The following is a 20314-nucleotide window of genomic DNA, read 5'->3' on the forward strand; positions in this document are numbered from 1 at the left end:
GGTCGACTCTAGCCCCGAAGCGGGCGGCGCTGTGTGCGGGATGCCCGGCTCCTTCGCCGGGTCAGGCCTACGCCCATCAGGCACACCAGGCCGCCCGCCGGTCCCCATCCTGTGGGGATCTCGCCGAGCACCAGCCAGGAGATCAGGACGGTGGTACCGGGAACCAGGTAGGTGGTGGCCGCCAGCTTCCCGGCATCCACCAGGGACAACGCGTAGGCCCACGTGGTGAAGGCGATGGCGGTGGGAAAGACGCCCAGATACACCAACCCCCAGGTGGACTCCGGCGGGGCTGCCTGTACCTCCGCCGCGAGCTGCCCGGCAAAGGGCAGGCAGCACACCGCCCCCACCACGATGCCGAACCAGGTGGCCTGTGCCGCGGGGAACTTCCGCACCACCGGCTTTTGGATGATGACGCTGACTGCGGCGAGTACCGCGGCAAGGAGGCAAAGCGCCACGCCGGCGAGGTCCGTCGTCGTACTCCCGCCCGGGGTGCGCGGCTGCCCGGAACCAATGGCAATCATCGCAACGCCGGCAAAGGCTACCGTGCTGCCGATCAGCAGCCAGCGCGGAAAACCTTCCTTGAGGAAGATGCCGGCCATGATCGCCACCAGGATGGGATTGACGTTGATCAGCAGGGCGCTGGTGCCTGCGTCAAGGATGTGTTCGGCGGCGTTCAGTGCCACGTTGTAGCTGCCGAACCACATGACTCCGTAGGCAAGGATGGGCAGCCACTCGCGCCCCCGGGGCAGTACGCGGCTCCTGAGGAGTTGGGGAACCACCAGGAAGGCCAGGACGACGGCGGCAATCGCCAGCCTGCCCAGCGTCAGGGAGCCCGGGGAAAAATGTGGGCCGATCGCGCGGATGCCCACGAATGCCGAGGCCCACAGCAGCACGGTGACCGCCATGGCCGCCACGCCGAGGGCCTTCACCGGGGCGGCGGCGGGAGCTGGGGGAGTGAGGGGTTGGTGCGCGGGGCTGGATGGGGGCATGAACCAAATGTAGCGGTGGCGGCGGCGCCCGGCTGGCGGGAATCGGCCATGCGGGTGCAGCGGCGGCGAACGCCCCGGGAGGCCTGGGTGGCCTACGCTGAACCGGCCCAGGCAAGCAGCTTGTCCACCGGCCAGGTGGTGATGATCCGCTCCACCGGAACGTTGTTCCGTGCTGCCCTTTCGGCGCCGTACTGCAGGAAATCCAACTGCCCGGGTGCATGGGCGTCGCTGTCGATCGAAAACAGGCAGCCCGCCTCCAGGGCCAGCTGGATCAGGTCGTCGGGCGGGTCCTGCCGCTCCGGCCGGGAATTGATCTCCACGGCAACGTTGTGCTCTGCGCAGGCGGCGAACACTTCCTTGGCATCGAATTCCGACGGCGGCCTGGTCCCGCGCGAGCCCTCCACCAAGCGGCCGGTGCAGTGGCCCAGGACGTTGGTCCGGGGATCGGTGATTCCGCCGAGCATCCGCGTGGTCATGGTCTTGCGGTCCGCGCGCAGCTTCGAATGGACACTGGCCACCACAACGTCCAGCCGCTGCAGCAGTTCCGGTTCCTGGTCCAGTTCTCCCGATTCCAGGATGTCCACCTCGATGCCGGCCAGGAGCCGGGTGGGTCCGCCGTTGCCGTTGATGCCTGCCACCACGTCCAATTGGTCCCGGAGCCGGTCGGGAGAGAGGCCGTTGGCGATGGTGAGGTTGGGGGAGTGGTCGGTCAGGGCAAGGTACTGCCTGCCCAGTACCTCCGCGGCGGCCACCATCAGCTCGATGGGTGAGCCGCCGTCGGACCAGTCGCTGTGGCTGTGGAGGTCGCCGCGAAGCGCTTCCTGGATGTCCATGCCGCCGGCCGCCAGCGGCTGCGCGCCCTTCTCCCGGAGGTCCGCCAGGTACTCGGGAACTTGCCCGTCCACGGCCTCCCGGATCACCGTATAGGTCCGGTCGCCGATCCCCTTCATGGACTTCAGCCGCCCCGACCGTGCGCGGGACGCCAGTTCGTCCGGGTCCAGGCCGCCAATGGTGGCGGCCGCCTTCCGGAAGGCCTGGACCTTGAAGGTGGCGGCGCGTCCGCGCTCCAGCCAGAAAGCAATCTCGTTGAGGGCTGCGACGGCATCCATCCGTCCATCTTGGCCCCTGCACTGGCGGAATGGCGGTGTTTTTGGCCGATTTTGGATAATTCCTGCAGAGGCCCTATAGTTGTTGAGTCCAGTTCGGAGAAACGCAAAGGACAAAGACGGAAAGCCTCGCTTGACGCCTTTTATTTTGTTCCGAACGGGTTCTGGCCCCCATCGTCTAGCGGCCTAGGACACCGCCCTTTCACGGCGGCGGCACGGGTTCGAATCCCGTTGGGGGTACGCAAGGAACTGGTCAGGCAGGCTGAAAAAGTCTGGTAGGCTGGAAGCCTTGAAAAAAGCGGTAGAGATACTGTGAAAGCAAGAAACGCAAGGCCCTGTAGCGCAGTTGGTTAGCGCGCCGCCCTGTCACGGCGGAGGTCGCGGGTTCAAGTCCCGTCAGGGTCGCTCTGATTGTTGGAAGCAATTCCGGCTCTCATGGTGACTAGTCACCTAGGCTCTGTAGCTCAGTTGGTAGAGCGTTCGACTGAAAATCGAAAGGTCACCGGATCGACGCCGGTCGGAGCCACCACTGGGAAGCATCAGTTCTTCGGAACTGGTGCTTTTCTTCGTTTAAGGCACGGGATCAGGCGCCACCACCTCGTCCGCATTCCCGCGACCCATTGTCATCCGCGCCACCAGGATTCTTCTGCGCCACGGCCATTGGCCTGGCCCACATTCCCTTGCGCGGCCCATACTTCCCGTGCCGCCTTCAACTTCCCACCCGGGCCACGCATTGGACATAGTTTCCAGTCAGCGGCGAGGCGGCCGGCGCCCCTGGCGAACCACGCCTGGGCAACGACGGCTGCCGCTTTCATGCCGGTCCGCAAGCGTGGCCTGCGCAACATCTGCGCGCGCCGCAACAAATAGATCCACCGCCCAACGAAACATTTGACCCTCGCCAAACCGTTGTGGCACGCGCGCGCATTGGCTTGCGTAAGCGCTTGCACCCTACTCGCCGGTAGTCCTTCCAAGCCGCCGAAACAGGGTTTGAATTGCCCGCGGCTTGCCACCTAGCGTGGATCGCGGCCAGGGAAAGCATGCTTTCCATCTGCCCGGGGTCCTACCCAGGCCCTGTTGAATCCCGACACACAAAGGCGTCTCCGACGGCGCCTGAGGTGTTGCCGGAGCCGCGGATGTTGTCGGGGCAAAGGGCACACGCCCGTCTTCCACGAACAGTTACAACTCCGCGAGAAGAGCAACAATGCACAAGCACCCCCAGAACCGGATGCTGCGGTGGCGCCCCGCCGCCGCAGCATTGGCGGCGGCCGTCGCCGCCTCGGCCTTCCTGGCCGTCCCCTCGGCACAGGCCAACGAGCCGTCCGATCCGCCCGCCGTCCAGCAAATGCCGGCCCCCGCCCCGGGCTTCCCCCTCCCGACCGGACACACGCAGAAGGCGTTCGATCCGGCGTCGGACTTCACTTCCAAGTGGACCCGGGCCGATGCCAAGCAGATCATGGCCCAGAGCGACTCGACGGTCAGCCCGGGCGAGAACTCCATGAGCCCCGACGTCACCATGCCGGAGATCCCCCAGGATTTCCCCACCATGAACGACGACGTCTGGGTCTGGGACACCTGGTCCCTGACCGACGAGAATGCCAACCAGATCAGCTACAAGGGCTGGGACGTGATCTTCTCCCTGGTGGCCGACCGCCACGCCGGCTACGGCTTCGACCAACGCCACTGGAACGCCCGGATCGGTTACTTCTTCCGGAAGACCAACGCCGACCCGGCAAAGGACAAGTGGAACTACGGCGGCCACCTGTTCCTGGACAACACCTCCATCGGCAACACCGAGTGGTCCGGCTCCACCCGCCTGATGCAGGGTGACCACGTCAACGTGTTCTACACCGCCACGACGTTCTACGACATTGCCCAGCGCAATGCCGGTGGCGGCGGGATTGCTCCCGACGCTGCGATCGCGAAGGCGCTGGGCAACATCCACGCCGACAAGAACGGCGTCACGTTCGATGGCTTCCAGCACACCAAACTGCTGGAACCGGATGGAAAGATGTACCAGACCAAGGCGCAGAACCCAGGGTTCGCGTTCCGCGACCCGTACACCTTTGTTGACCCGGCCCACCCGGGCAAGACCTACATGGTGTTCGAAGGCAACACCGGCGGCACCCGAGGGGATTACAAGTGCAAGGACGAGGACCTCGGGTACAAGCCGGGCGATCCGCACGCCGAGAACGTCAATGACGTCCAGAACAGCGGCGCCTACTACCAGACCGCAAACGTTGGCCTCGCCGTGGCTGACAACAAGGACCTGACCAAATGGTCCTTCCTCCCGCCGATCCTTTCCGCGAACTGCGTGAACGACCAGACCGAGCGGCCGCAGATCTTCATCCAGAATGAGGGCGGGAAGAACAAGTACTACCTGTTCACCATCAGCCACCAGTTCACTTATGCAGCCGGTATGCGCGGTCCCGACGGCGTCTACGGCTTCGCCGGCGACGGCGTCCGTTCCGACTTCCAGCCGATGAACAACAGCGGCCTGGCGCTGGGTTCCCCGACGGACCTCAACCTGGCAGCCAACGCACCGGAGAGCCCGTCCGCGAAGCAGAACGGGCGGCAGTTCCAGGCCTATTCGCACTACGTGCAGCCCGGCGGCCTGGTGCAGTCGTTCATCGACAACGTCAACGGTGTCCGCGGTGGTTCGTTGTCGCCGACCGTGAAGATCAACTTCCGCGATGGCGTATCGCAGGTTGACCGCACCTTTGGCCGGAACGGCCTTGGCCCGTTCGGCTACCTGCCCACCAACGTCAGGGTAGGCGGCCAGGGCCTCTACAAGTAGGCGTCGTTCTGCGCCGCCGCCGGTAATTCCGGCTGCATGGCGCCCAGGCGGGGATGTCCTTGGGGGCTTCCCCGCCTGGGTCTTTTCCACCCGGGCAATACCCTTCGGCGCGGCGGCCCGCTGTGTTTCCGGCCCATCTGTCGCAGGCTGGGGATAGGGTGGAATCAACAGAAGGGGGAGTGCCTGATGGAATACCAGAACCCACAACCCGTGGTGCCAAGCCGTCCTGCCGCCAGCCCGGTGACGAGTCCGGGGCCGGGACGCACAGTAATCTCCGAAACCGCCGTCGCCAAGGTCGCGGGAATCGCGGCGCGCGCCGTTCCCGGCGTCTACTCCCTTGGCTCAGGTCCGTCCCGTGCACTGGGTGCCATCCGGGACGCCGTGGGAAGCTCGGACCACGCAGCCGGGGTCCACGCGGAGGTGGGCGAAACGCAGGTAGCCGTGGACATCACCCTGGTGGCAAGTTATGGGACCCCACTGCATTCGCTGGCCAATAACGTCCGCGCCGCCGTTTACCGCGCTGTCGAAGAACTCGTGGGCCTGCAGGTCATAGAAGTAAACGTCGAGATCACGGACGTGTACGTGCCGCCGCCCGTCAAACCGTCAGCGCCGGCGGCTGTGGACCGGGAGGCGTTGCTGTGAACCTCACCGTTGCGGGTACTGCCCTGGGCGCCTTCGTGGCGTTCATGTCATTGCAATTCGGTTTGTGGGGATTCATCGTGTCCCTGCTCTTCATGGCTGTCGGAGCGGTGCTGGGCCGCGCCGCCGAGGGCAAGCTGGATCTGCGCGGCGTGATCGATGCCATCATCGGCCGGCGTTCGTCCTCATGAGCTCACCAGCGCCCGTTGCGAGTGGGCAGGCGCTCAGCGGCCATAACCGGATCAGCACGCAGGCATTGACCAGCCTCGCCAAGGCGGCGGCCGCCCAGGCACTGGGTGTGGAGGCGCAGGATGTACGGGCGGACTGGACGGACGACGACGGCCTGCTGGCGTTGTCCCTCGTCGCGCCTATCAGCATCCCGCCTTTGGAAGCGGTGGTGCTTGATCCGGCGCGGGTCCGGGCATCCGGTGGCTCCATTTGGGACCGCACGGTCGAGGCCAAGGCAGCCATCCTGGAGACGGTCTCAGAGCTCAGCGGCTCCACGCTGAGCCGGGTGGATATCCGAATCAGCGGGGCAAAGATTAGCACAGGAGGACGGGTGCAGTGAGCAGCAGCGTGGAAAGCCGCCGGCCAAGGGCTGGTTCCCGGGGGAACCCCGGGCCGGACATGCGCAGGATCACCTACCGCGAAACCCATTCGACGCGCGCCGCGGTCTCGGTGGTGGCTGCCGCCCTGGTGCTGGTACTGGCAGGGTACGGCGTGCTCGAATCCGGTGTCCATGCAGTCGGGCAGCCTGCTTGGCTGATCGAGCCGCAAGCGGCGGCCCAACGGATCGTGGATCTGCCTTCCGGCGTACCGCCGCTCCTGCTGGGAGCGGTCGGCGGAGTGCTGGCCATGCTCGGCGTGATCTTCTTTCTTAACGGGATACTTCCGGGACGGCGGGCGCGCCACCTGCTGGCCGGCGGCCGTCGTGGCGGGTCCTCGGGGGTCGTTGTGGACGACGAAGTTGTGGCGTCCTCGATCGCACGCCGTGCCCGGCTGGCTGCGAACGTCACGCCCGAACAAGTCATGGTGGTGGTGTCCCAGCGGCAGGTCCTGGTGAATGTCCGGCCTACCTCCGGTGTTGCGGTTGACCAGGACCGGGTCCTTGCCGCAGTCAGCGATGAACTCGACCAGATGCAGCTCGAACCGTCGCCCGCTGCGCGGGTCAACTTGGCTCCGTCCGGGGTGATCGGCGCATGAACAGCACCCCGGCCCTGCTTAACCGGATCCTCCTCGCCCTGTTGGGCCTGGTCCTGCTGGCTGTGGGCCTGCTGCTGGTCTTGCTGGCAGCTGTGCCCGCCACAGGCCCGTGGTGGCACGCCTGGGCATCCGGGGCATGGGACGGCGTAAACCAGGCGTTCAACTCCACCCGGTTCCCGGGACAGCAGGAAAGCTGGCTCTGGATCGCGGCGGCCTTGGCACTGCTGGTCCTGATGGGCCTCATGGTTGCCTGGATTGCGCAGCAGGGAAAGGGCCGGGCCAACGTCCTCGCGGCCGAGTACGACCCCGGCGACGTCCCCGGCGATGTCCGGATCGGTGGCGGGGTGGCTGAACAGGCGCTGAAGCAGGCCCTTGAAGGGCGTCCGGACCTTGCCGGATCCACCGTCACCACTTACGACGTGAACGGCTCGCCCGCGCTCAAGGTCCGGCTCCTGCCGCGCCAGGGCGTGGCGCCACACCTGTTGGCCGCCGAGGTGTCCGGCCTCCTGGATGCTTTGGACGCCGTGGTGGGCAAGGAGATCCCGGTCCTCGTCCATATCGGCGCAGGGGCGCGGACGCGCTTCAGCCGGGCCGAGCGCGTCCGCTGAACTCCCTTCGCCTTCTGCCGTGTCAGTCCGGCAGGAGGTAGACGGTGCAGTCCACGGGAACTTCCCGCATCGCTGCCCTGTCGTCCGCCGGTCCAGGCCCGCTGCTGAGCGCCACGCTGTACCCCTCGGGCACGGGCGCGGAGGCGAAGCCCAGGTTGGACACCACGATGGCATCTCCGTTCCGGAACGCCAGCAGTCCGCTGTCCGGCGCGTGCTCTTCGGTCCACCGCACCGTCCCCTGGCCGAGATGGTGCGCTGACCTGAACGCAATCGCGTCACGGTAGAGCTCCAGGGTTGAGCCTTCCTCGCCCTCCTGCTGGTCCGCAGCCAGGGGGCCGAAGCTGTCCGGCTGCGGCAGCCAGGGTTCGGACGCCTGGCCGGAGTGCCCGCTGGAGAACCCGAAACCTGGTTCGCCCTCGGCCCACGGCAGCGGGACGCGGCACCCGTCGCGGCCGATTTCGGCTCCCCGGGTCCTGAAAAACGTCGGATCCTGCCTGGCGGAGGCCGGCAAGGTGGTGTGCTCCGGAAGTCCCAGTTCCTCGCCCTGGTAGAGGTAGGCCGAACCCGGCAATGCCAGTGCGACCAACGTGGCGGCCCGGGCCCGCGCCAGGCCCAGGGCCGCATCCGGTTGTTCGTCGCCGGCTCCGATGCCCTTCGGGAACGTGGTGGGATCCTTGAGCCCAAACCGGGTACTGTGCCGGACGGTGTCGTGGTTGCTGAGCACCCACGTGCAGGGCGAGCCCACGGATGCTGCCGCTGCCAGGGACGCGCTGATGGCCTCAGCCATCCGCTCGGCATCCCAGCCGGCTAGCAGGAAATCGAAGTTGAACGCCTGTTGCATCTCATCGGGCCTGACATACCTTGCCAGGCGTTCGGCCGGTTCAACCCAGGCCTCCGCCACCATCATTCGGTCCCCTCCGTATTCGGCCAGAACCCGGTTCCAGTCGCGGTAGATCGCGTGAACGCCGTCCTGGTCGAAGAAGGGGGACGGCGGGTACATCGGGGAGACGGCCCGGTGCGGTTCTTCGGCATCGGTGTGGGCGTGGGGAGCGTCCCCGGGCAGGTGGCTTTCCCTGTGCGGGCCCGTTGTTCCTTCCACCATCGACGCGGCTCCGTCCCAGTCGGGGAGCCCTGCCTCTTTGACCAGGCCATGGGCCACGTCCACCCGGAAACCGTCGGCCCCTCGGTCCAGCCAAAAGCGCAGCACCGAACGCATCTCTTCGTGCACTTCCGGGTTTTCCCAGTTGAGGTCGGGTTGCCTGGTGTCGAACAGGTGCAGGTACCACTGGCCGGGAGAGCCGTCCACTTCGGTGAGCCGACTCCATGCCGGTCCGCCGAAAATGGATTTCCAGTTGTTGGGCGCCAGCCTGCCGTCCCCCGATCCCGGCACGTCGTCCTTGCCGTCACGGAAGATGTATCGCTCCCGTTCGGGGCTTCCCGGGCCTGCCGCCAGCGCCTCCTGGAACCAGATGTGCTCGTCCGAGGTGTGGTTCGGGACCAGGTCCACGATCACCTTCAGGCCGCGGCGGTGAGCTTCCTGCAACATCGCGTCGAAGTCCGCCAGGGTGCCGAAGAGCGGATCCACCTGGCGGTAGTCGGCGACGTCATAACCGCCGTCGGCCTGGGGCGATTTGTAGAAGGGGGAGAGCCAGATGGCGTCCACGCCCAGCTCTTCCAGGTAGGGCAGCCGGTGCAGGACGCCCCGCAAATCGCCCATTCCGTCGCCGTTGCCATCGGCGAAGGACCGGGGATAAATCTGGTAGACAACCGCGTCAGCCCACCATGCGGAGGGTACGGAACGGGGTCCCGGAACGGATGGGTTGGGCATTTGGTTCCCCTAAGATAACTTTTTGATGTAAACGCTTGCATTCGAGACAGCAACCTTACTAGTGTGATGGTCACCACATCAACCTCACCTAGCAAGCGCACTGTCGACTTACTTGTCACTCAGCGAGGAGCTTCAAGCTAATGAAAACCCCGAGATTCCTGCTTCCGGCCGCCACGGCCGGCATTTTGGCCCTCACATTGTCCGCCTGCGGTGGCGGAGGCGGAGGCGGCACCACCGGTGGAGGGGGCAGCGACGCTGACGCCAACCTCGACGGCCGCGGCCCCATCACGTATGTCCAGGGCAAGGACAACAGCAACGTCGTCCGTCCGCTCGTTGATAAGTGGAATGCCGCGCACCCGAATGAAAAGGTCACCTTCAAGGAACAGACCGACCAGGCCGACCAGCAGCACGATGACCTGGTCCAGCACTTCCAGGCCAAGCAGTCCGACTACGACGTTGTTGACGTTGACGTCGTCTGGACCGCTGAGTTCGCGGCCAAGGGCTGGCTGCAGCCGCTGAAGGACAAGATGGCGATCGATACCAGCGCCATGCTGAAGCCGACCGTGGACAGCGCCACCTACAAGGGCACCCTGTACGCGGCCCCGCAGACCTCTGACGGCGGCATCCTGTACTACCGGAAGGACCTGGTCCCCACGCCTCCCAAGACCTGGGACGAGATGATGAGCATGTGCTCCATCGCCAAGCAGAACAACATCGGCTGCTACGCCGGCCAGTTCAGCAAGTATGAAGGCCTCACAGTCAACGCTTCAGAGGCCATTAACTCCGCCGGCGGCTCGGTCCTGGACAAGGACGGCAAGCCCAGCGTGAACACCCCTGAAGCCAAGGCCGGCCTGGAAAACCTCGCCAAGGCCTACGCCGACGGGAACATCCCCAAAGAAGCCATCACCTACAAGGAAGAGGACAGCCGCCAGGCATTCCAGAGCGGCAAGCTCCTGTTCCTGCGCAACTGGCCCTACGCCTTCAACCTGATCACCACCGAAGGATCTTCGGCTGTGAAGGACAAGACCGGCCTTGCGGCACTGCCGGGCAAGAGCGGTCCGGGTGCATCCTCGCTTGGCGGCCACAACCTTGCCACCAGCGTTTACTCCAAGAACAAGGCCACCGCGCTGGACTTCATGAAGTTCATGACCTCCGCGGAAACCGAAAAGTTCTACGCCACCCAGGGCTCCCTGGCTCCGGTCCTCGGTTCGCTGTATGAGGATCAGGAACTGGTTTCCAAGCTGCCCTACCTGCCGGTCCTGAAGACGTCCATCGAGAACGCCGTACCGCGTCCCGTAACGCCTTTCTACCCGGCTGTCACCAAGGCAATCCAAGATAATGCCTACTCCGCTATCAAGGGAGAGAAGACCGTGGACTCTGCACTTTCCGACATGCAGAACGCCATTCAATCCGCCGGTGCAGGATCGTAGTCCTGCCATGGCAACCGAACTAGGCCCGACGCCGGTTAAGTCACCGGCGTCGGGCGCTGCCCCTGTCCATCACGCGCCCAAGGGCGTAGGGGAAGACAACAGGATCGCAAGCCAGGGTCGCTGGGCCTCCTGGCTGCTTGCCCCGACCATCGTGGCCTTGGGCATCGTGATCGTGTACCCCATCGTCAGCGCGATCGTGATGTCCTTCCAAAAGGACGCCGGCCTGGATCCAGCCACCGGCCTGTTCACGGCCGGCGGCTCGGCCGGCATCCAAAACTATGTCAACTGGCTGGCGCAGCAGTGTTCGGCGCCCGCCGGCGGGACCGTCGCCTGCCCGCCAGGCACCCTGGGCGGCCAGTTCTGGTCCGCCACTGCCACCACGTTCTTCTTCACCATCGTGACGGTGACGCTGGAGACGGTGCTGGGTTTCTGGATGGCCATGATCATGGCCCGTACCTTCCGCGGCCGGAGCCTCGTCCGCGCAGCCGTCCTGGTGCCGTGGGCCATCCCCACGGCTGTTACGGCGAAGCTGTGGTTCTTCATCTTCGCCTTCGAGGGCATCGCCAACAAGCTGTTCAACACCACCATCCTGTGGACCGGCAGCGAGTGGCCTGCCAAGTGGGCCGTCATCATTGCCGACGTCTGGAAGACCACGCCGTTCATGGCGCTGCTGATCCTTGCGGGCCTGCAGATGATTCCGGCCGAAGTCTATGAGGCGGCCAAGGTGGACGGTGCGTCCGCCTGGCAGCGGTTCCGGCTCATCACCTTGCCGCTGGTCAAGCCGGCGCTGATGGTGGCGATCCTTTTCCGCACCCTGGATGCACTGCGCATGTTCGACTTGCCGTACATCCTTACCGGGGGCGCGAACAACACCACCACGCTGTCCATCCTGGTCATCAACCAGATCAGGCAGGGCTTCAACTCGGCGGCTGCGTTGTCCACCATCACCTTCATCATCATCTTCCTCGTCGCCTTCATCTTTGTCCGCTTCCTTGGGGCCAATGTGGTTGAGCAGAGCGGCGCAACCGGAAAGGGGAAGAAATGACCGCGGCAACAGCAGATGCCACCGCGCTGCGGGCGCGCCAGGACAAGGGCCGCAAAACTGCCCAGAACCGGGAAAAGTGGGCCCAGGGCCGGACCTACATCAGTGCCGTAGTGGTACTGATCTGGTGCCTTGCGCCCGCTTACTGGATGGTGGTCACCGCCTTCCGCGAGGTCGGGTTCACGTATGACACCTCGATCCTTCCCACCCACGTCACCATGGACAACTTCACCACCGCCTTTGACACGTCCTTCGGAAACAGGTTTGGGGCGGCGCTGCTGAACAGTGTGTTCATCGGCGGCGTGGTGACGGTGGTATCGCTGGTGATCGGCGTGTTTGCCGCCTATGCCCTGGCCCGGTTGAACTTCCGGTTCAAGTACCTGGTGCTCGGCTTCATCCTGGGGGCCTCCATGTTCCCCGGCGTCGCCCTGATCACGCCGCTTTTCCAGCTGTTCACCAACATCGGCTGGATGGGCACCTACCAGGCGCTGATTATCCCCAACATCTCCTTCGTGCTCCCGCTGACGGTCTACACCATGACCTCGTTCTTCCGGGAAATGCCGTGGGAGCTGGAGGAATCGGCCCGTGTTGACGGCTGCACCCAGGGGCAGGCTTTCCGCAAGGTCATCATGCCCCTGGCGGCTCCGGCAATCTTCACCACGGCAATCCTGGCGTTCATCTCATCCTGGAACGAGTTCCTGATTGCCAGCCAGCTGTCCAGCGACGCAACCCAGCCGGTGACGGTGGCAATCGCCAACTTCGCCGGTGCACAGCCCAACCAGATCCCGTACACGGCCATCATGGCCGCGGGCACCATCGTCACCATTCCACTGGTGATCCTGGTCCTGGTCTTCCAGCGCAAGATCGTCGCAGGCCTTACGGCAGGTGCGGTCAAGTGACGGAGCACGGTTCCCGCCCCCGCACACCAGCGGGGGCGGGCACCACCAGCCGGCTGGTCAGGTCGGGCGAGGATTTCGACATCATCATCGGCTTCCTTGGTTTTTGGGCGGTGGTCCTCCTGGTGGTTACGGTGTGGATGGAAATCACGGCGCAGCCGGCCATTGGCTGGGCGCTGGGCCTTCTGGCAACCTTGCTGGCCTTGTACGGAATGGTGCGCCTGCGGCGTAAGCTCCCGGCCCGCAAGTAGGCGCATTCGCAACAGCGGTCCCCGCCACAGTTAGCACTGCCTGGCCGCGGAATGGAAAGATACGAGGCTTGGGGGGAACGCAGGGCCAACCGGCCCTACGCCGCGTAGGAGTTATAAGGGGACACGGTGGCACGGACAACGGAAAGGTCCCAGCGAGGCGGCCATAACGGCGTCAGCATCGAGGATGTGGCGGCCGCCGCCGGAGTCTCAACCGCCACCGTCTCCCGCGCCGTGCGGGGTCTGCCACGGGTTTCCCCGGCCACCAGGGAGAAGATCCTTGAAGTCGCCGGGAACCTGGGCTACGTGGCCTCGTCCTCTGCCTCCGGCCTGGCCACGGGACGCACCAAGACCATTGGCGTCCTGGCTCCGTTCGTGAGCCGCTGGTTCTTCTCCAAGGCCATCGAGGGCGCGGACCGCGAGCTGCACGCCCGGCATTACAACCTCTCCCTGTTCAACCTCGGCGGCCACGGCAGCAACCGTGAGCGGCTCTTCAGCAAGACCATGGTCTACAAGCAGATCGATGCCCTCCTGGTTCTCTGCATGGCGCTCAGCCACGAGGAAATCGAACACCTGCAAAAGATCGACATTCCGCTGGTGGTAGTGGGCGGCCACGTCGAAGAGTGCCCTTATATCGGCATCGACGACTACGCGGCTGCCTCAACCGCAGTCCGGCACCTGATTGAACTGGGCCACCGGGACATCGCGTTGCTGCACGGCGACGACGAGACCGACCTGAACTTCGACGTCCCCCGGGTGCGCATCCTGGCGTTCAAGGACGTCATGGCCGCCGCAGGCCTTCCCACCCGGCCGGAATGGGACGAATGGGGCGACTTCACGGTACGCAGCGGCCAGGAAGCCTTCCGCCGCCTCTGGTCCGGTTCCGGACCGAAGCCCACAGCGATTTTCTGCGCCTCTGACGAAATGGCCATGGGGGTCATCTTCGAGGCCGGCCGCCTCGGCGTCAGCATCCCCGGTGAACTGTCAGTGGTGGGGATCGACAACCACGACTTTGCCGAGGCCATTGGCCTTACCACCGTTGGGCAGCGCCCGGACGAGCAGGCCGAACTGGCCACCAAGATGCTGCTGGACGAGCTGGACGGTGACATCGGTTCCGTCCGTTCCACCGTTGCGCCGCATGAGCTGATTGTCCGGCGGACCACTGCGCCGCCCAGGGGCTGAAACCGCGTCAGGAGGCGCGGGCAAGCTGCCGGATGGGGATCCAACGCGAGGCCAGCCTGCGGTACGCGGCCGCGGCTCCGGTCATGTCGCCTTCAGCCAGGCACTCGATGCCCAGCCTGATGTCCATGGGTGATTCGTCCGGGTACACCTTGTCCGCCACGGCGCCGTAGTCCAGTTCCACCATGGAGTTCACGTGGAATAGCTCCAGCCATTCGGTGAGCTGCGCCAGGTCGTCAAGCATGTCCAGGTCCGGGGCCGCCAGCGCCAGATTGGCCACGGCGTAGCGGGCCCGCTCCAAGGCATCGGTGATGGGCGCCCAGACCCGGACCGTCAGGATGCGGCCGGCGGCTTCCACCACGTCCTTGCGGTCGGACTCCATGAACAGCGAGAACCAACTGAACGGGATGCCCCAGGTGGAGGCCCGCGTGTGCACCCGGGTGGAACCGTCCCGCGCCTTCACGAGGTCGATCCGCTCCTGGTGCCGGTCGCGTTGTTCTTCAGGAATCAACAGTTCGGCCAGTGGGCCGTGGATCCCTTCCATCAAGGCATTGGCGGCCAGGCCGGCGCGCAGGACCAGCTGGCTGGGGCAGTACAGCACGACTGGCGCGGTGCCGGCGGCAGCGTCGTCGTCGGCCGTTCCGCCGTCCGGTGCCGGCGCGGTGGTGACGCGCACCAGGTCGGTGCGGCCGGTGGGGAAGGGGTCCCCGCCGGAGCGGGTGATCCGTCCCAAGGAGGCCAACAGTTCAGCGTTTTCGACGGCGGCACGGGACGCGGCGCGTGCGCCGGCGGCCTGGAGGGCAGGGCGTTGTTCCGCCGGAAAGGCGTCCAGGGGTTCGTAGACGCGCAGGGTGGAGGAAAAAGGCAGGCCGGCCTGGCCCCGATAGAGGTTTCCCGTCATGACGGTCTCCTTGGATGGGCGCAGGGGTCTGTCATCAGTCCGCCAGTTCCACCAGCACGGGGGCGTGATCCGAGGCGCCCTTGCCTTTGCGTTCCTCGCGGTCGATCGCGGCGCCGGTGACCCGGGCTGCCAGGGCGGGGGAGGCCAGGACGAAGTCGATCCGCATGCCCTCTTTCTTGGGGAACCGCAGTTGGGTGTAGTCCCAGTAGGTGTAGACGCCGGGGCCCGGGGTGTAGGGGCGGACAACGTCGGTGTAGCCGGCTGCTTCGAAGGCGTGGAACGCCTCCCGCTCCGGCGGGCTGACGTGGGTGGAACGGTTGTTGATGAACAGCTCGATGTCCCACACGTCGTCGTCGAACGGGGCGATGTTCCAGTCGCCCATCAGCGCGACCTGTGCCTGCGGGTTTTCCGTGACCAGGCCCTGGGCGTGTGTTTTCAAGCTCTCCAGCCACTTGAGTTTGTAGGGCATGTGCTCGTCGTCCAGGGAGCGCCCGTTGGGGACGTACAGGCTCCAGACCCGGACACCGCCGCATGTGGCGGCCATGGCGCGGGCCTCCTGGACGGGGTCCTTGCCCGCCTTGCCGAATGAGGGCTGGTCCAGGAACGTCCGTTCCACGTCCTCAAGCCCCACGCGGGAGGCGATCGCCACGCCGTTCCACTGGTTGACGCCGAAGTGGGCAACCTCGTAGCCCATCCGTTCAAAGAGCTCCCAGGGAAAGTTCTCGTCCTTGCACTTGGTCTCCTGGATGGCCAGGACATCGCAGTCGCTGCGCTGGAGCCAGGCTTCAACACGATCGGCGCGGGCACGGAGCGAATTCACATTCCAGGTAGCTATCTTCACGGTTCCTAACTTACCTTGGCAGCCCTGCGCCGGGTAAAGCCTCCCGGTTGCCCGGCCGGTACCGCCCGCGGTTGGTCCCCAGCGTGACGCGGCGGGTATATTCGCAACCAGAATGACCTGGATCACATCCGGCCACCATGCGAAGGAGCAGCCATCCGATGACCGCAGCCAAGGGAATGGACGGTGCCGCCGGCAACGGGCACCCGGACGTACTGTTTGAACGCCGCGGCCGGCTGGGGGTGGTCACACTCAACAGGCCCAAAGCCGTGAACGCACTCACCACAGTCATGGTGGACATGATGCTCCGGCAGCTCACAGCATGGGCCGGGGACGACGACGTCGCCACCGTCCTGGTGCAGGGCTCCGGTGACCGCGGTCTCTGCGCTGGCGGCGACATCGTGGCCATCTACGAGGACATGCTGCACGGCGGAAACCGGACCGCCGGTTTCTGGCAGGTTGAATACCGGCTGAACTCCCTGATCGCCCGGTATCCCAAACCGTATGTGGCCGTCATGGATGGCTTGGTCCTCGGCGGCGGGGTGGGGATCTCCGCGCACGGGAATGTCCGCGTGGTCACCGAGCGGACCCGGATGGGAATGCCGGAGACCACGATTGGCTTCGCTCCCGACGTCGGCGGGACGTTCCTCCTTTCCCACGCACCAGGCGAAGCGGGAACGCACGCGGCCCTGACGGGAGCGCACCTGGGAGCCGGGGATGCGTTGTTCCTGGGCCTCGCGGACCACTTTGTCCCGTCGAACTCACTGCCCGGCCTGGTGGCCGCGCTGGAGAACGAAAGCGCGGAAGACGCCGTCGCCCGCTATGCCGGCGAGCCCCCTGCATCCGTGCTGGCCGGGCAGCGGGAATGGATTGACGCCTGCTATGCCTCGGATGACGCAGCCGGAATCGTCAGGCGCCTCCGGGACTGGGAGGGGGCCGGGAAGGACGATGCGGTGGAGGCGGCAGACACGATCGAGGCGAAGTCCCCCACCTCGGTCAAGGTCACCCTGGCGTCGTTGCGCCGGGCCGCCGCGCTGACCCTGGACGAAGCGCTGGCCCAGGAGTACCGCGCAGGACTCCGCTTCCTGGCCGGGCCTGATTTCCGCGAGGGAATCCGGGCGCAGGTAGTGGATAAAGACAGGAACCCGAGGTGGAAGCCGGCAACACTGGCTGACGTGCTTCCTGGGCACGTGGACAGGTTCTTCGAACCGCTGGACGGCGGGGAATTGGACCTGCACCCGGAACCGGCACCCACGGAGGCGGACCATGCCTGACAAGGGAACCGTGGCCTTCCTCGGCCTGGGGCACATGGGCGCCCCCATGGCCGTGAACCTGGTCAGGGCCGGCTATACGGTAGCCGGTTTCGACGTTGTGCCTGCGGCCCTCGAAACGGCAAGGGAACGCGGTGTGCCGGTCGCGGACAGCGCAGCTGGTGCCGTGGCCGGGGCAGACGTCGTGCTGACCATGTTCGCCAGCGGGAGGCAGGTGCTGGACGCCTACCGCGGCAACCCCGGACAACCGGGGCTGCTGGCCGCCGCTCCGCCGGGCGCCATGTTCCTGGACTGCTCCACTATCAACGTCGATGAGGCGCGGGAAGCCGCCCGCCTGGCCGTTGAAGCCGGCCACCGCTCAGTGGACGCGCCAGTCTCGGGCGGTGTGGTGGGCGCCGAAGCGGGGACGTTGACGTTCATGGCAGGCGGCGAGGTGCAGGACTTCGAATCGCTGCGGCCGCTCTTTGAGGTGATGGGCCAACGCGTGGTCCACTGCGGCGGCCACGGCGCGGGCCAGGCCGCCAAGATCTGCAACAACCTCATCCTGGGCGTGTCCATGATCGCGGTCAGCGAGGCTTTCGTCCTTGGTGAAAAGCTGGGGTTGAGCCACCAGGCCCTGTTCGACGTCGCATCCGCGGCCTCGGGCCAGTGCTGGGCGCTGACCACCAACTGCCCGGTGCCAGGGCCGGTTCCCGCCAGCCCGGCCAACAGGGACTACCAGCCGGGCTTCGCGGCGGCGCTGATGGCCAAGGACCTCAACTTGGCGGTCAACGCCCTCGAGAGCACGGGAGTGGCGGGACAGATGGGGGCGCTCGCCGCCCGCATCTACGATACGTTTGCTGCGGAAGGCGGCGCCGGCCGCGACTTCTCCGCCATCATCACGGACATCCGCGGCAGCGCGGACCCGGCTGCCCCAGCCACCGCAGCGGCGGAGGCAACAGGAACGGACGCGCCGGGCCGGAGCCGGACCACGGCAGCACACGACGACGGGAGCCCCGAATGACTGAATACGCCAACATCCTGGTGGAGCAACAAGGCAGGGTGGGGCTGGTGACGCTCAACCGGCCGTCGGCGTTGAATGCGCTCAACAAGGCGACCATGGAAGAACTGGTCGCCGCCGTGACCGCGATGGACTCCGATCCCGGCGTCGGCGCCGTGGTGATCACGGGCTCGGCCAAGGCGTTCGCTGCGGGAGCCGACATCAAGGAGATGTCGGACCAGGGCTACATGGACATGTACACCGCGGACTGGTTCCGCGGCTGGGAGGACTTCACCCGGCTGCGGATCCCCACCATCGCCGCGGTGTCCGGCTTTGCCCTCGGCGGCGGCTGCGAGCTGGCCATGATGTGCGACCTCATCATTGCAGGGGACAACGCGAAGTTCGGCCAGCCGGAAATCAACCTTGCCGTCCTCCCCGGGATGGGCGGTTCACAACGGCTCACCCGCGCGATCGGCAAGGCCAAGGCCATGGATTTGATCCTCACCGGCAGGTTCATCGGCGCCGAGGAAGCGGACCGGTGCGGACTTGTCTCCCGGGTGGTCCCGGCAGAGGATGTGGTGTCCGAGGCCCTCAAGGCAGCCGGGCTGATCGCGTCCAAGTCGAAGCCGGCGGCCATGGCGGCAAAAGAGGCCGTGAATGCGGCCTTCGAAACCGGGTTGGCCCAAGGGGTCCTGTTCGAGCGGAGGCTCTTTCACTCCCTGTTCGCCACCGAGGACCAGAAGGAAGGGATGGCGGCGTTCACCGAAAAGCGTGAGCCGCAGTTCAAGCACCGGTGACCCAGGGGGCCGCCGCCGGGGACGCGGGGCGGCCCCCGAATGCCGCGGCCCGTATTGTGGACATGACGGGCAACAGACGGCCATGCCATGGCAGCGAACGGGGACAGGCTTATGTGGACAACCATGACCGGTGCAGCGAGCCCCACCGACGGACTCACGGGCATTGTGGGCTTCGCGGCGAGGGCTATCGACACCTTGGGGGAGTGGGGCGTGGGTGGCTTCACGCTGGCGGAGACGGTGGTGCCGCCCATTCCCAGCGAGGTGATCCTTCCCCTGGCCGGCTACCTTGCCAAGCAAGGTTCCCTCAACCTCCTCCTCGTCCTCGTCACCAGCACCCTGGGCGCATACCTGGGGGCCCTGCTGCTTTATTGGCTCGGCGCGAAATTGGGCCTGGAACGATCAATCCGGTGGCTGTCCAAACTGCCCCTGGTGGACCGGGAGGACTTTGAACAGGCCACGGCCTGGTTCCGCCGCCACGGCAGGTCGTCGATCTTCTTTGGCCGCCTGCTCCCCGGCATCCGCAGCCTGATCTCGCTCCCGGCCGGTGCCGCGGAAATGCCCGTGGCTACATTCAGCCTCTTCACCCTTGCCGGCAGCGGGTTGTGGAACGGTGCCCTCATTGGCCTTGGTTACCTGCTGGGCACCCAGTACCAGCTCATCGAGAAGTACTCACATTTCCTGAACTACGGTGTCTACGCGGCGCTCGCGGTCGCCGTGGTCCTGCTCATTGTCCGGCGCGTCAAGAGGACCAAACGGGTCAACGCCAACCGCTGACAGGTGCCCTAGAGGTGCTTCTCCGCAAAAATGCGCAGGGCGCTCCGTACGAACGCAGCCCCGTCCGCGCCCCCGTAATTGGCGGCAAACCGCGGATCGGCGACATACATGTCCGCGAGTCCGGTGACGTATGCCTTGATGCCTCCGCCGGCGGCCGCGGGAGTTCCGGGAATGGACTGGAGCCAGGCCACGTGCCTGCGTGCCAGATCCTGGGCCTCCGGTCCATCCGCCGGCGCCCCTGAAGCCCCGGCGGCGATCCAGTCCCCGCCGAGCTCCTCCACCGCTGCCTTCCACGTCTGCTTTTCTGCGGCGTCCATCCCGCGCCACCACGCGTCGGACGCGGCGTAGGCGTCCTTGCCCCAGCGTTCCTCGACCTCGTCCCGGTACTGGGTGTGGTCGAAGCCGTCAAACATGTTCTCAGCCATCAGTTGGCCTCCTGCCTTCACTGTTTCGATGGTTTGCCGCACGGACTGCGCCTGTCGGGCCAGCCGTTGCTGCTCCTGTCCCAGCCACTGAAGGTGGCGGGAAAGCGCCTCGACGGGGTCGGCTTGGCGCTGGAAGACCTCGGCGATGGCCGGCAGGCCCAGGCCCAGCTCCCGCAGCAAAAGGATCCGTTGCAGTTGAAGGAGTGCGGCGCCGTCGTAATAGCGGTAGCCGTTGCCGCCCACCCGGCTCGGCTTCAAGAGCCCGATGTCGTCGTAGTGCCTGAGCGTGCGGCTGGTGGTGCCGGCCATCCTGGCCACTTCCTGGATGGGCCAGTCCCGCACACCGTTGCCACGGATTTCTTCCATG

21 protein-coding genes and 3 tRNA genes are annotated in these 20314 nt (G+C 65.9%); 18 read left to right on the forward strand and 6 right to left on the reverse strand.

What is annotated here, in order from left to right:
- Nucleotides 1-8 precede the first annotated feature (8 nt).
- Nucleotides 9-989: a DMT family transporter gene (locus QRN53_RS00715; RefSeq protein WP_285242115.1), complete on the reverse strand. Its 981-nt coding sequence runs from the start codon at nucleotides 987-989 to the stop codon at nucleotides 9-11.
- Between the two features lie 92 nt (nucleotides 990-1081).
- On the reverse strand, nucleotides 1082-2098 hold the full coding sequence (locus QRN53_RS00720; RefSeq protein ID WP_285242116.1) for a PHP domain-containing protein: 1017 nt from the start codon (nucleotides 2096-2098) through the stop codon (nucleotides 1082-1084).
- Between the two features lie 164 nt (nucleotides 2099-2262).
- Here QRN53_RS00720 and QRN53_RS00725 point away from each other — a divergent pair.
- From QRN53_RS00725 to QRN53_RS00765, 9 genes are all read left to right on the forward strand, one after another.
- A tRNA-Glu gene (locus tag QRN53_RS00725) sits at nucleotides 2263-2335 on the forward strand.
- A gap of 91 nt (nucleotides 2336-2426) precedes the next feature.
- A tRNA-Asp gene (locus QRN53_RS00730) sits at nucleotides 2427-2500 on the forward strand.
- Between the two features lie 48 nt (nucleotides 2501-2548).
- Nucleotides 2549-2624: transfer RNA gene (locus QRN53_RS00735), tRNA-Phe, on the forward strand.
- A 672-nt stretch (nucleotides 2625-3296) separates the two neighbouring features.
- Nucleotides 3297-4889 (forward strand): glycoside hydrolase family 68 protein, encoded by a 1593-nt coding sequence (locus tag QRN53_RS00740; protein ID WP_285242117.1) that lies wholly within the window; start codon nucleotides 3297-3299, stop codon nucleotides 4887-4889.
- A gap of 186 nt (nucleotides 4890-5075) precedes the next feature.
- Nucleotides 5076-5531, forward strand: coding sequence for an Asp23/Gls24 family envelope stress response protein (locus tag QRN53_RS00745; RefSeq protein ID WP_285242118.1), 456 nt, complete (start codon nucleotides 5076-5078; stop codon nucleotides 5529-5531).
- Entirely contained in the window at nucleotides 5528-5719 is a 192-nt protein-coding gene (locus tag QRN53_RS00750; protein ID WP_285242119.1) for a hypothetical protein, read from the forward strand. Before QRN53_RS00745 ends, QRN53_RS00750 begins: the two co-directional genes overlap by 4 nt.
- On the forward strand, nucleotides 5716-6096 hold the full coding sequence (locus tag QRN53_RS00755) for a hypothetical protein (RefSeq protein ID WP_285242120.1): 381 nt from the start codon (nucleotides 5716-5718) through the stop codon (nucleotides 6094-6096). The genes QRN53_RS00750 and QRN53_RS00755 overlap by 4 nt, the downstream gene beginning before the upstream one ends.
- Nucleotides 6093-6731 (forward strand): hypothetical protein, encoded by a 639-nt coding sequence (locus QRN53_RS00760; RefSeq protein ID WP_285242121.1) that lies wholly within the window; start codon nucleotides 6093-6095, stop codon nucleotides 6729-6731. Before QRN53_RS00755 ends, QRN53_RS00760 begins: the two co-directional genes overlap by 4 nt.
- On the forward strand, nucleotides 6728-7339 hold the full coding sequence (locus QRN53_RS00765; protein ID WP_285242122.1) for a hypothetical protein: 612 nt from the start codon (nucleotides 6728-6730) through the stop codon (nucleotides 7337-7339). Before QRN53_RS00760 ends, QRN53_RS00765 begins: the two co-directional genes overlap by 4 nt.
- A 22-nt stretch (nucleotides 7340-7361) precedes the next feature.
- On the opposite strand, the gene QRN53_RS00770 is transcribed toward QRN53_RS00765, so the two are convergent.
- A complete protein-coding gene (locus tag QRN53_RS00770; RefSeq protein ID WP_285242123.1) occupies nucleotides 7362-9167 on the reverse strand; it encodes a glycoside hydrolase family 13 protein in 1806 nt (601 codons plus the stop codon).
- A 140-nt stretch (nucleotides 9168-9307) separates the two neighbouring features.
- On the opposite strand from QRN53_RS00770, the gene QRN53_RS00775 reads away from it, so the two are divergent.
- The 5 genes from QRN53_RS00775 to QRN53_RS00795 all read left to right on the forward strand — a co-directional run bounded on the left by QRN53_RS00775 (nucleotide 9308) and on the right by QRN53_RS00795 (nucleotide 13965).
- Entirely contained in the window at nucleotides 9308-10597 is a 1290-nt protein-coding gene (locus tag QRN53_RS00775) for an ABC transporter substrate-binding protein (protein ID WP_285242124.1), read from the forward strand.
- A gap of 7 nt (nucleotides 10598-10604) precedes the next feature.
- Nucleotides 10605-11642: a carbohydrate ABC transporter permease gene (locus QRN53_RS00780; protein WP_285242125.1), complete on the forward strand. Its 1038-nt coding sequence runs from the start codon at nucleotides 10605-10607 to the stop codon at nucleotides 11640-11642.
- A complete protein-coding gene (locus QRN53_RS00785) occupies nucleotides 11639-12538 on the forward strand; it encodes a carbohydrate ABC transporter permease (RefSeq protein WP_285242126.1) in 900 nt (299 codons plus the stop codon). The genes QRN53_RS00780 and QRN53_RS00785 overlap by 4 nt, the downstream gene beginning before the upstream one ends.
- Entirely contained in the window at nucleotides 12535-12786 is a 252-nt protein-coding gene (locus QRN53_RS00790; RefSeq protein ID WP_285242127.1) for a hypothetical protein, read from the forward strand. The genes QRN53_RS00785 and QRN53_RS00790 overlap by 4 nt, the downstream gene beginning before the upstream one ends.
- 126 nt (nucleotides 12787-12912) lie before the next feature.
- Nucleotides 12913-13965, forward strand: coding sequence for a LacI family DNA-binding transcriptional regulator (locus tag QRN53_RS00795; protein WP_285242128.1), 1053 nt, complete (start codon nucleotides 12913-12915; stop codon nucleotides 13963-13965).
- Between the two features lie 7 nt (nucleotides 13966-13972).
- On the opposite strand, the gene QRN53_RS00800 is transcribed toward QRN53_RS00795, so the two are convergent.
- Both QRN53_RS00800 and QRN53_RS00805 read right to left on the reverse strand, forming a co-directional pair.
- Nucleotides 13973-14863, reverse strand: a complete 891-nt coding sequence (locus QRN53_RS00800; RefSeq protein WP_285242129.1) for a DUF8083 family protein — start codon at nucleotides 14861-14863, stop codon at nucleotides 13973-13975.
- A 34-nt stretch (nucleotides 14864-14897) separates the two neighbouring features.
- Nucleotides 14898-15704: an exodeoxyribonuclease III gene (locus tag QRN53_RS00805; protein ID WP_285242130.1), complete on the reverse strand. Its 807-nt coding sequence runs from the start codon at nucleotides 15702-15704 to the stop codon at nucleotides 14898-14900.
- A 158-nt stretch (nucleotides 15705-15862) separates the two neighbouring features.
- Between QRN53_RS00805 and QRN53_RS00810 the strand changes: the two genes are divergently transcribed.
- From QRN53_RS00810 to QRN53_RS00825, 4 genes are all read left to right on the forward strand, one after another.
- Entirely contained in the window at nucleotides 15863-16975 is a 1113-nt protein-coding gene (locus tag QRN53_RS00810) for an enoyl-CoA hydratase/isomerase family protein (protein ID WP_285242131.1), read from the forward strand.
- Nucleotides 16968-17975, forward strand: coding sequence for a 3-hydroxyisobutyrate dehydrogenase (mmsB, locus tag QRN53_RS00815; RefSeq protein WP_285242132.1), 1008 nt, complete (start codon nucleotides 16968-16970; stop codon nucleotides 17973-17975). The genes QRN53_RS00810 and mmsB overlap by 8 nt, the downstream gene beginning before the upstream one ends.
- On the forward strand, nucleotides 17972-18748 hold the full coding sequence (locus QRN53_RS00820) for an enoyl-CoA hydratase (RefSeq protein WP_285242133.1): 777 nt from the start codon (nucleotides 17972-17974) through the stop codon (nucleotides 18746-18748). Before mmsB ends, QRN53_RS00820 begins: the two co-directional genes overlap by 4 nt.
- A gap of 111 nt (nucleotides 18749-18859) precedes the next feature.
- Entirely contained in the window at nucleotides 18860-19522 is a 663-nt protein-coding gene (locus QRN53_RS00825) for a DedA family protein (protein ID WP_285242134.1), read from the forward strand.
- Nucleotides 19523-19530: 8 nt separating this feature from the next.
- On the opposite strand, the gene QRN53_RS00830 is transcribed toward QRN53_RS00825, so the two are convergent.
- Nucleotides 19531-20313 carry a MerR family transcriptional regulator gene (locus QRN53_RS00830; RefSeq protein WP_285242135.1) on the reverse strand — a complete coding sequence of 261 codons (783 nt, stop codon included), beginning with the start codon at nucleotides 20311-20313 and terminating at the stop codon, nucleotides 19531-19533.
- Between the last annotated feature and the right edge of the window lies 1 nt (nucleotide 20314).

It is taken from the genome of Pseudarthrobacter sp. fls2-241-R2A-127, from assembly GCF_030209355.1.
GTDB lineage: Bacteria > Actinomycetota > Actinomycetes > Actinomycetales > Micrococcaceae > Arthrobacter.

Coding starts and splice junctions, on each gene's coding strand:
- QRN53_RS00720 (WP_285242116.1), bottom strand. CDS start 2,098: ATGGATGCCGTCGCAGCCCTCAACGAGATTGCTTTCTGGCTGGAGCGC.
- QRN53_RS00715 (WP_285242115.1), bottom strand. CDS start 989: ATGCCCCCATCCAGCCCCGCGCACCAACCCCTCACTCCCCCAGCTCCC.
- QRN53_RS00820 (WP_285242133.1), top strand. CDS start 17,972: ATGACTGAATACGCCAACATCCTGGTGGAGCAACAAGGCAGGGTGGGG.
- QRN53_RS00745 (WP_285242118.1), top strand. CDS start 5,076: ATGGAATACCAGAACCCACAACCCGTGGTGCCAAGCCGTCCTGCCGCC.
- QRN53_RS00765 (WP_285242122.1), top strand. CDS start 6,728: ATGAACAGCACCCCGGCCCTGCTTAACCGGATCCTCCTCGCCCTGTTG.
- QRN53_RS00785 (WP_285242126.1), top strand. CDS start 11,639: ATGACCGCGGCAACAGCAGATGCCACCGCGCTGCGGGCGCGCCAGGAC.
- QRN53_RS00830 (WP_285242135.1), bottom strand. CDS start 20,313: ATGGAAGAAATCCGTGGCAACGGTGTGCGGGACTGGCCCATCCAGGAA.
- QRN53_RS00825 (WP_285242134.1), top strand. CDS start 18,860: ATGTGGACAACCATGACCGGTGCAGCGAGCCCCACCGACGGACTCACG.
- mmsB (WP_285242132.1), top strand. CDS start 16,968: ATGCCTGACAAGGGAACCGTGGCCTTCCTCGGCCTGGGGCACATGGGC.
- QRN53_RS00770 (WP_285242123.1), bottom strand. CDS start 9,167: ATGCCCAACCCATCCGTTCCGGGACCCCGTTCCGTACCCTCCGCATGG.
- QRN53_RS00775 (WP_285242124.1), top strand. CDS start 9,308: ATGAAAACCCCGAGATTCCTGCTTCCGGCCGCCACGGCCGGCATTTTG.
- QRN53_RS00780 (WP_285242125.1), top strand. CDS start 10,605: ATGGCAACCGAACTAGGCCCGACGCCGGTTAAGTCACCGGCGTCGGGC.
- QRN53_RS00800 (WP_285242129.1), bottom strand. CDS start 14,863: ATGACGGGAAACCTCTATCGGGGCCAGGCCGGCCTGCCTTTTTCCTCC.
- QRN53_RS00740 (WP_285242117.1), top strand. CDS start 3,297: ATGCACAAGCACCCCCAGAACCGGATGCTGCGGTGGCGCCCCGCCGCC.
- QRN53_RS00755 (WP_285242120.1), top strand. CDS start 5,716: ATGAGCTCACCAGCGCCCGTTGCGAGTGGGCAGGCGCTCAGCGGCCAT.
- QRN53_RS00810 (WP_285242131.1), top strand. CDS start 15,863: ATGACCGCAGCCAAGGGAATGGACGGTGCCGCCGGCAACGGGCACCCG.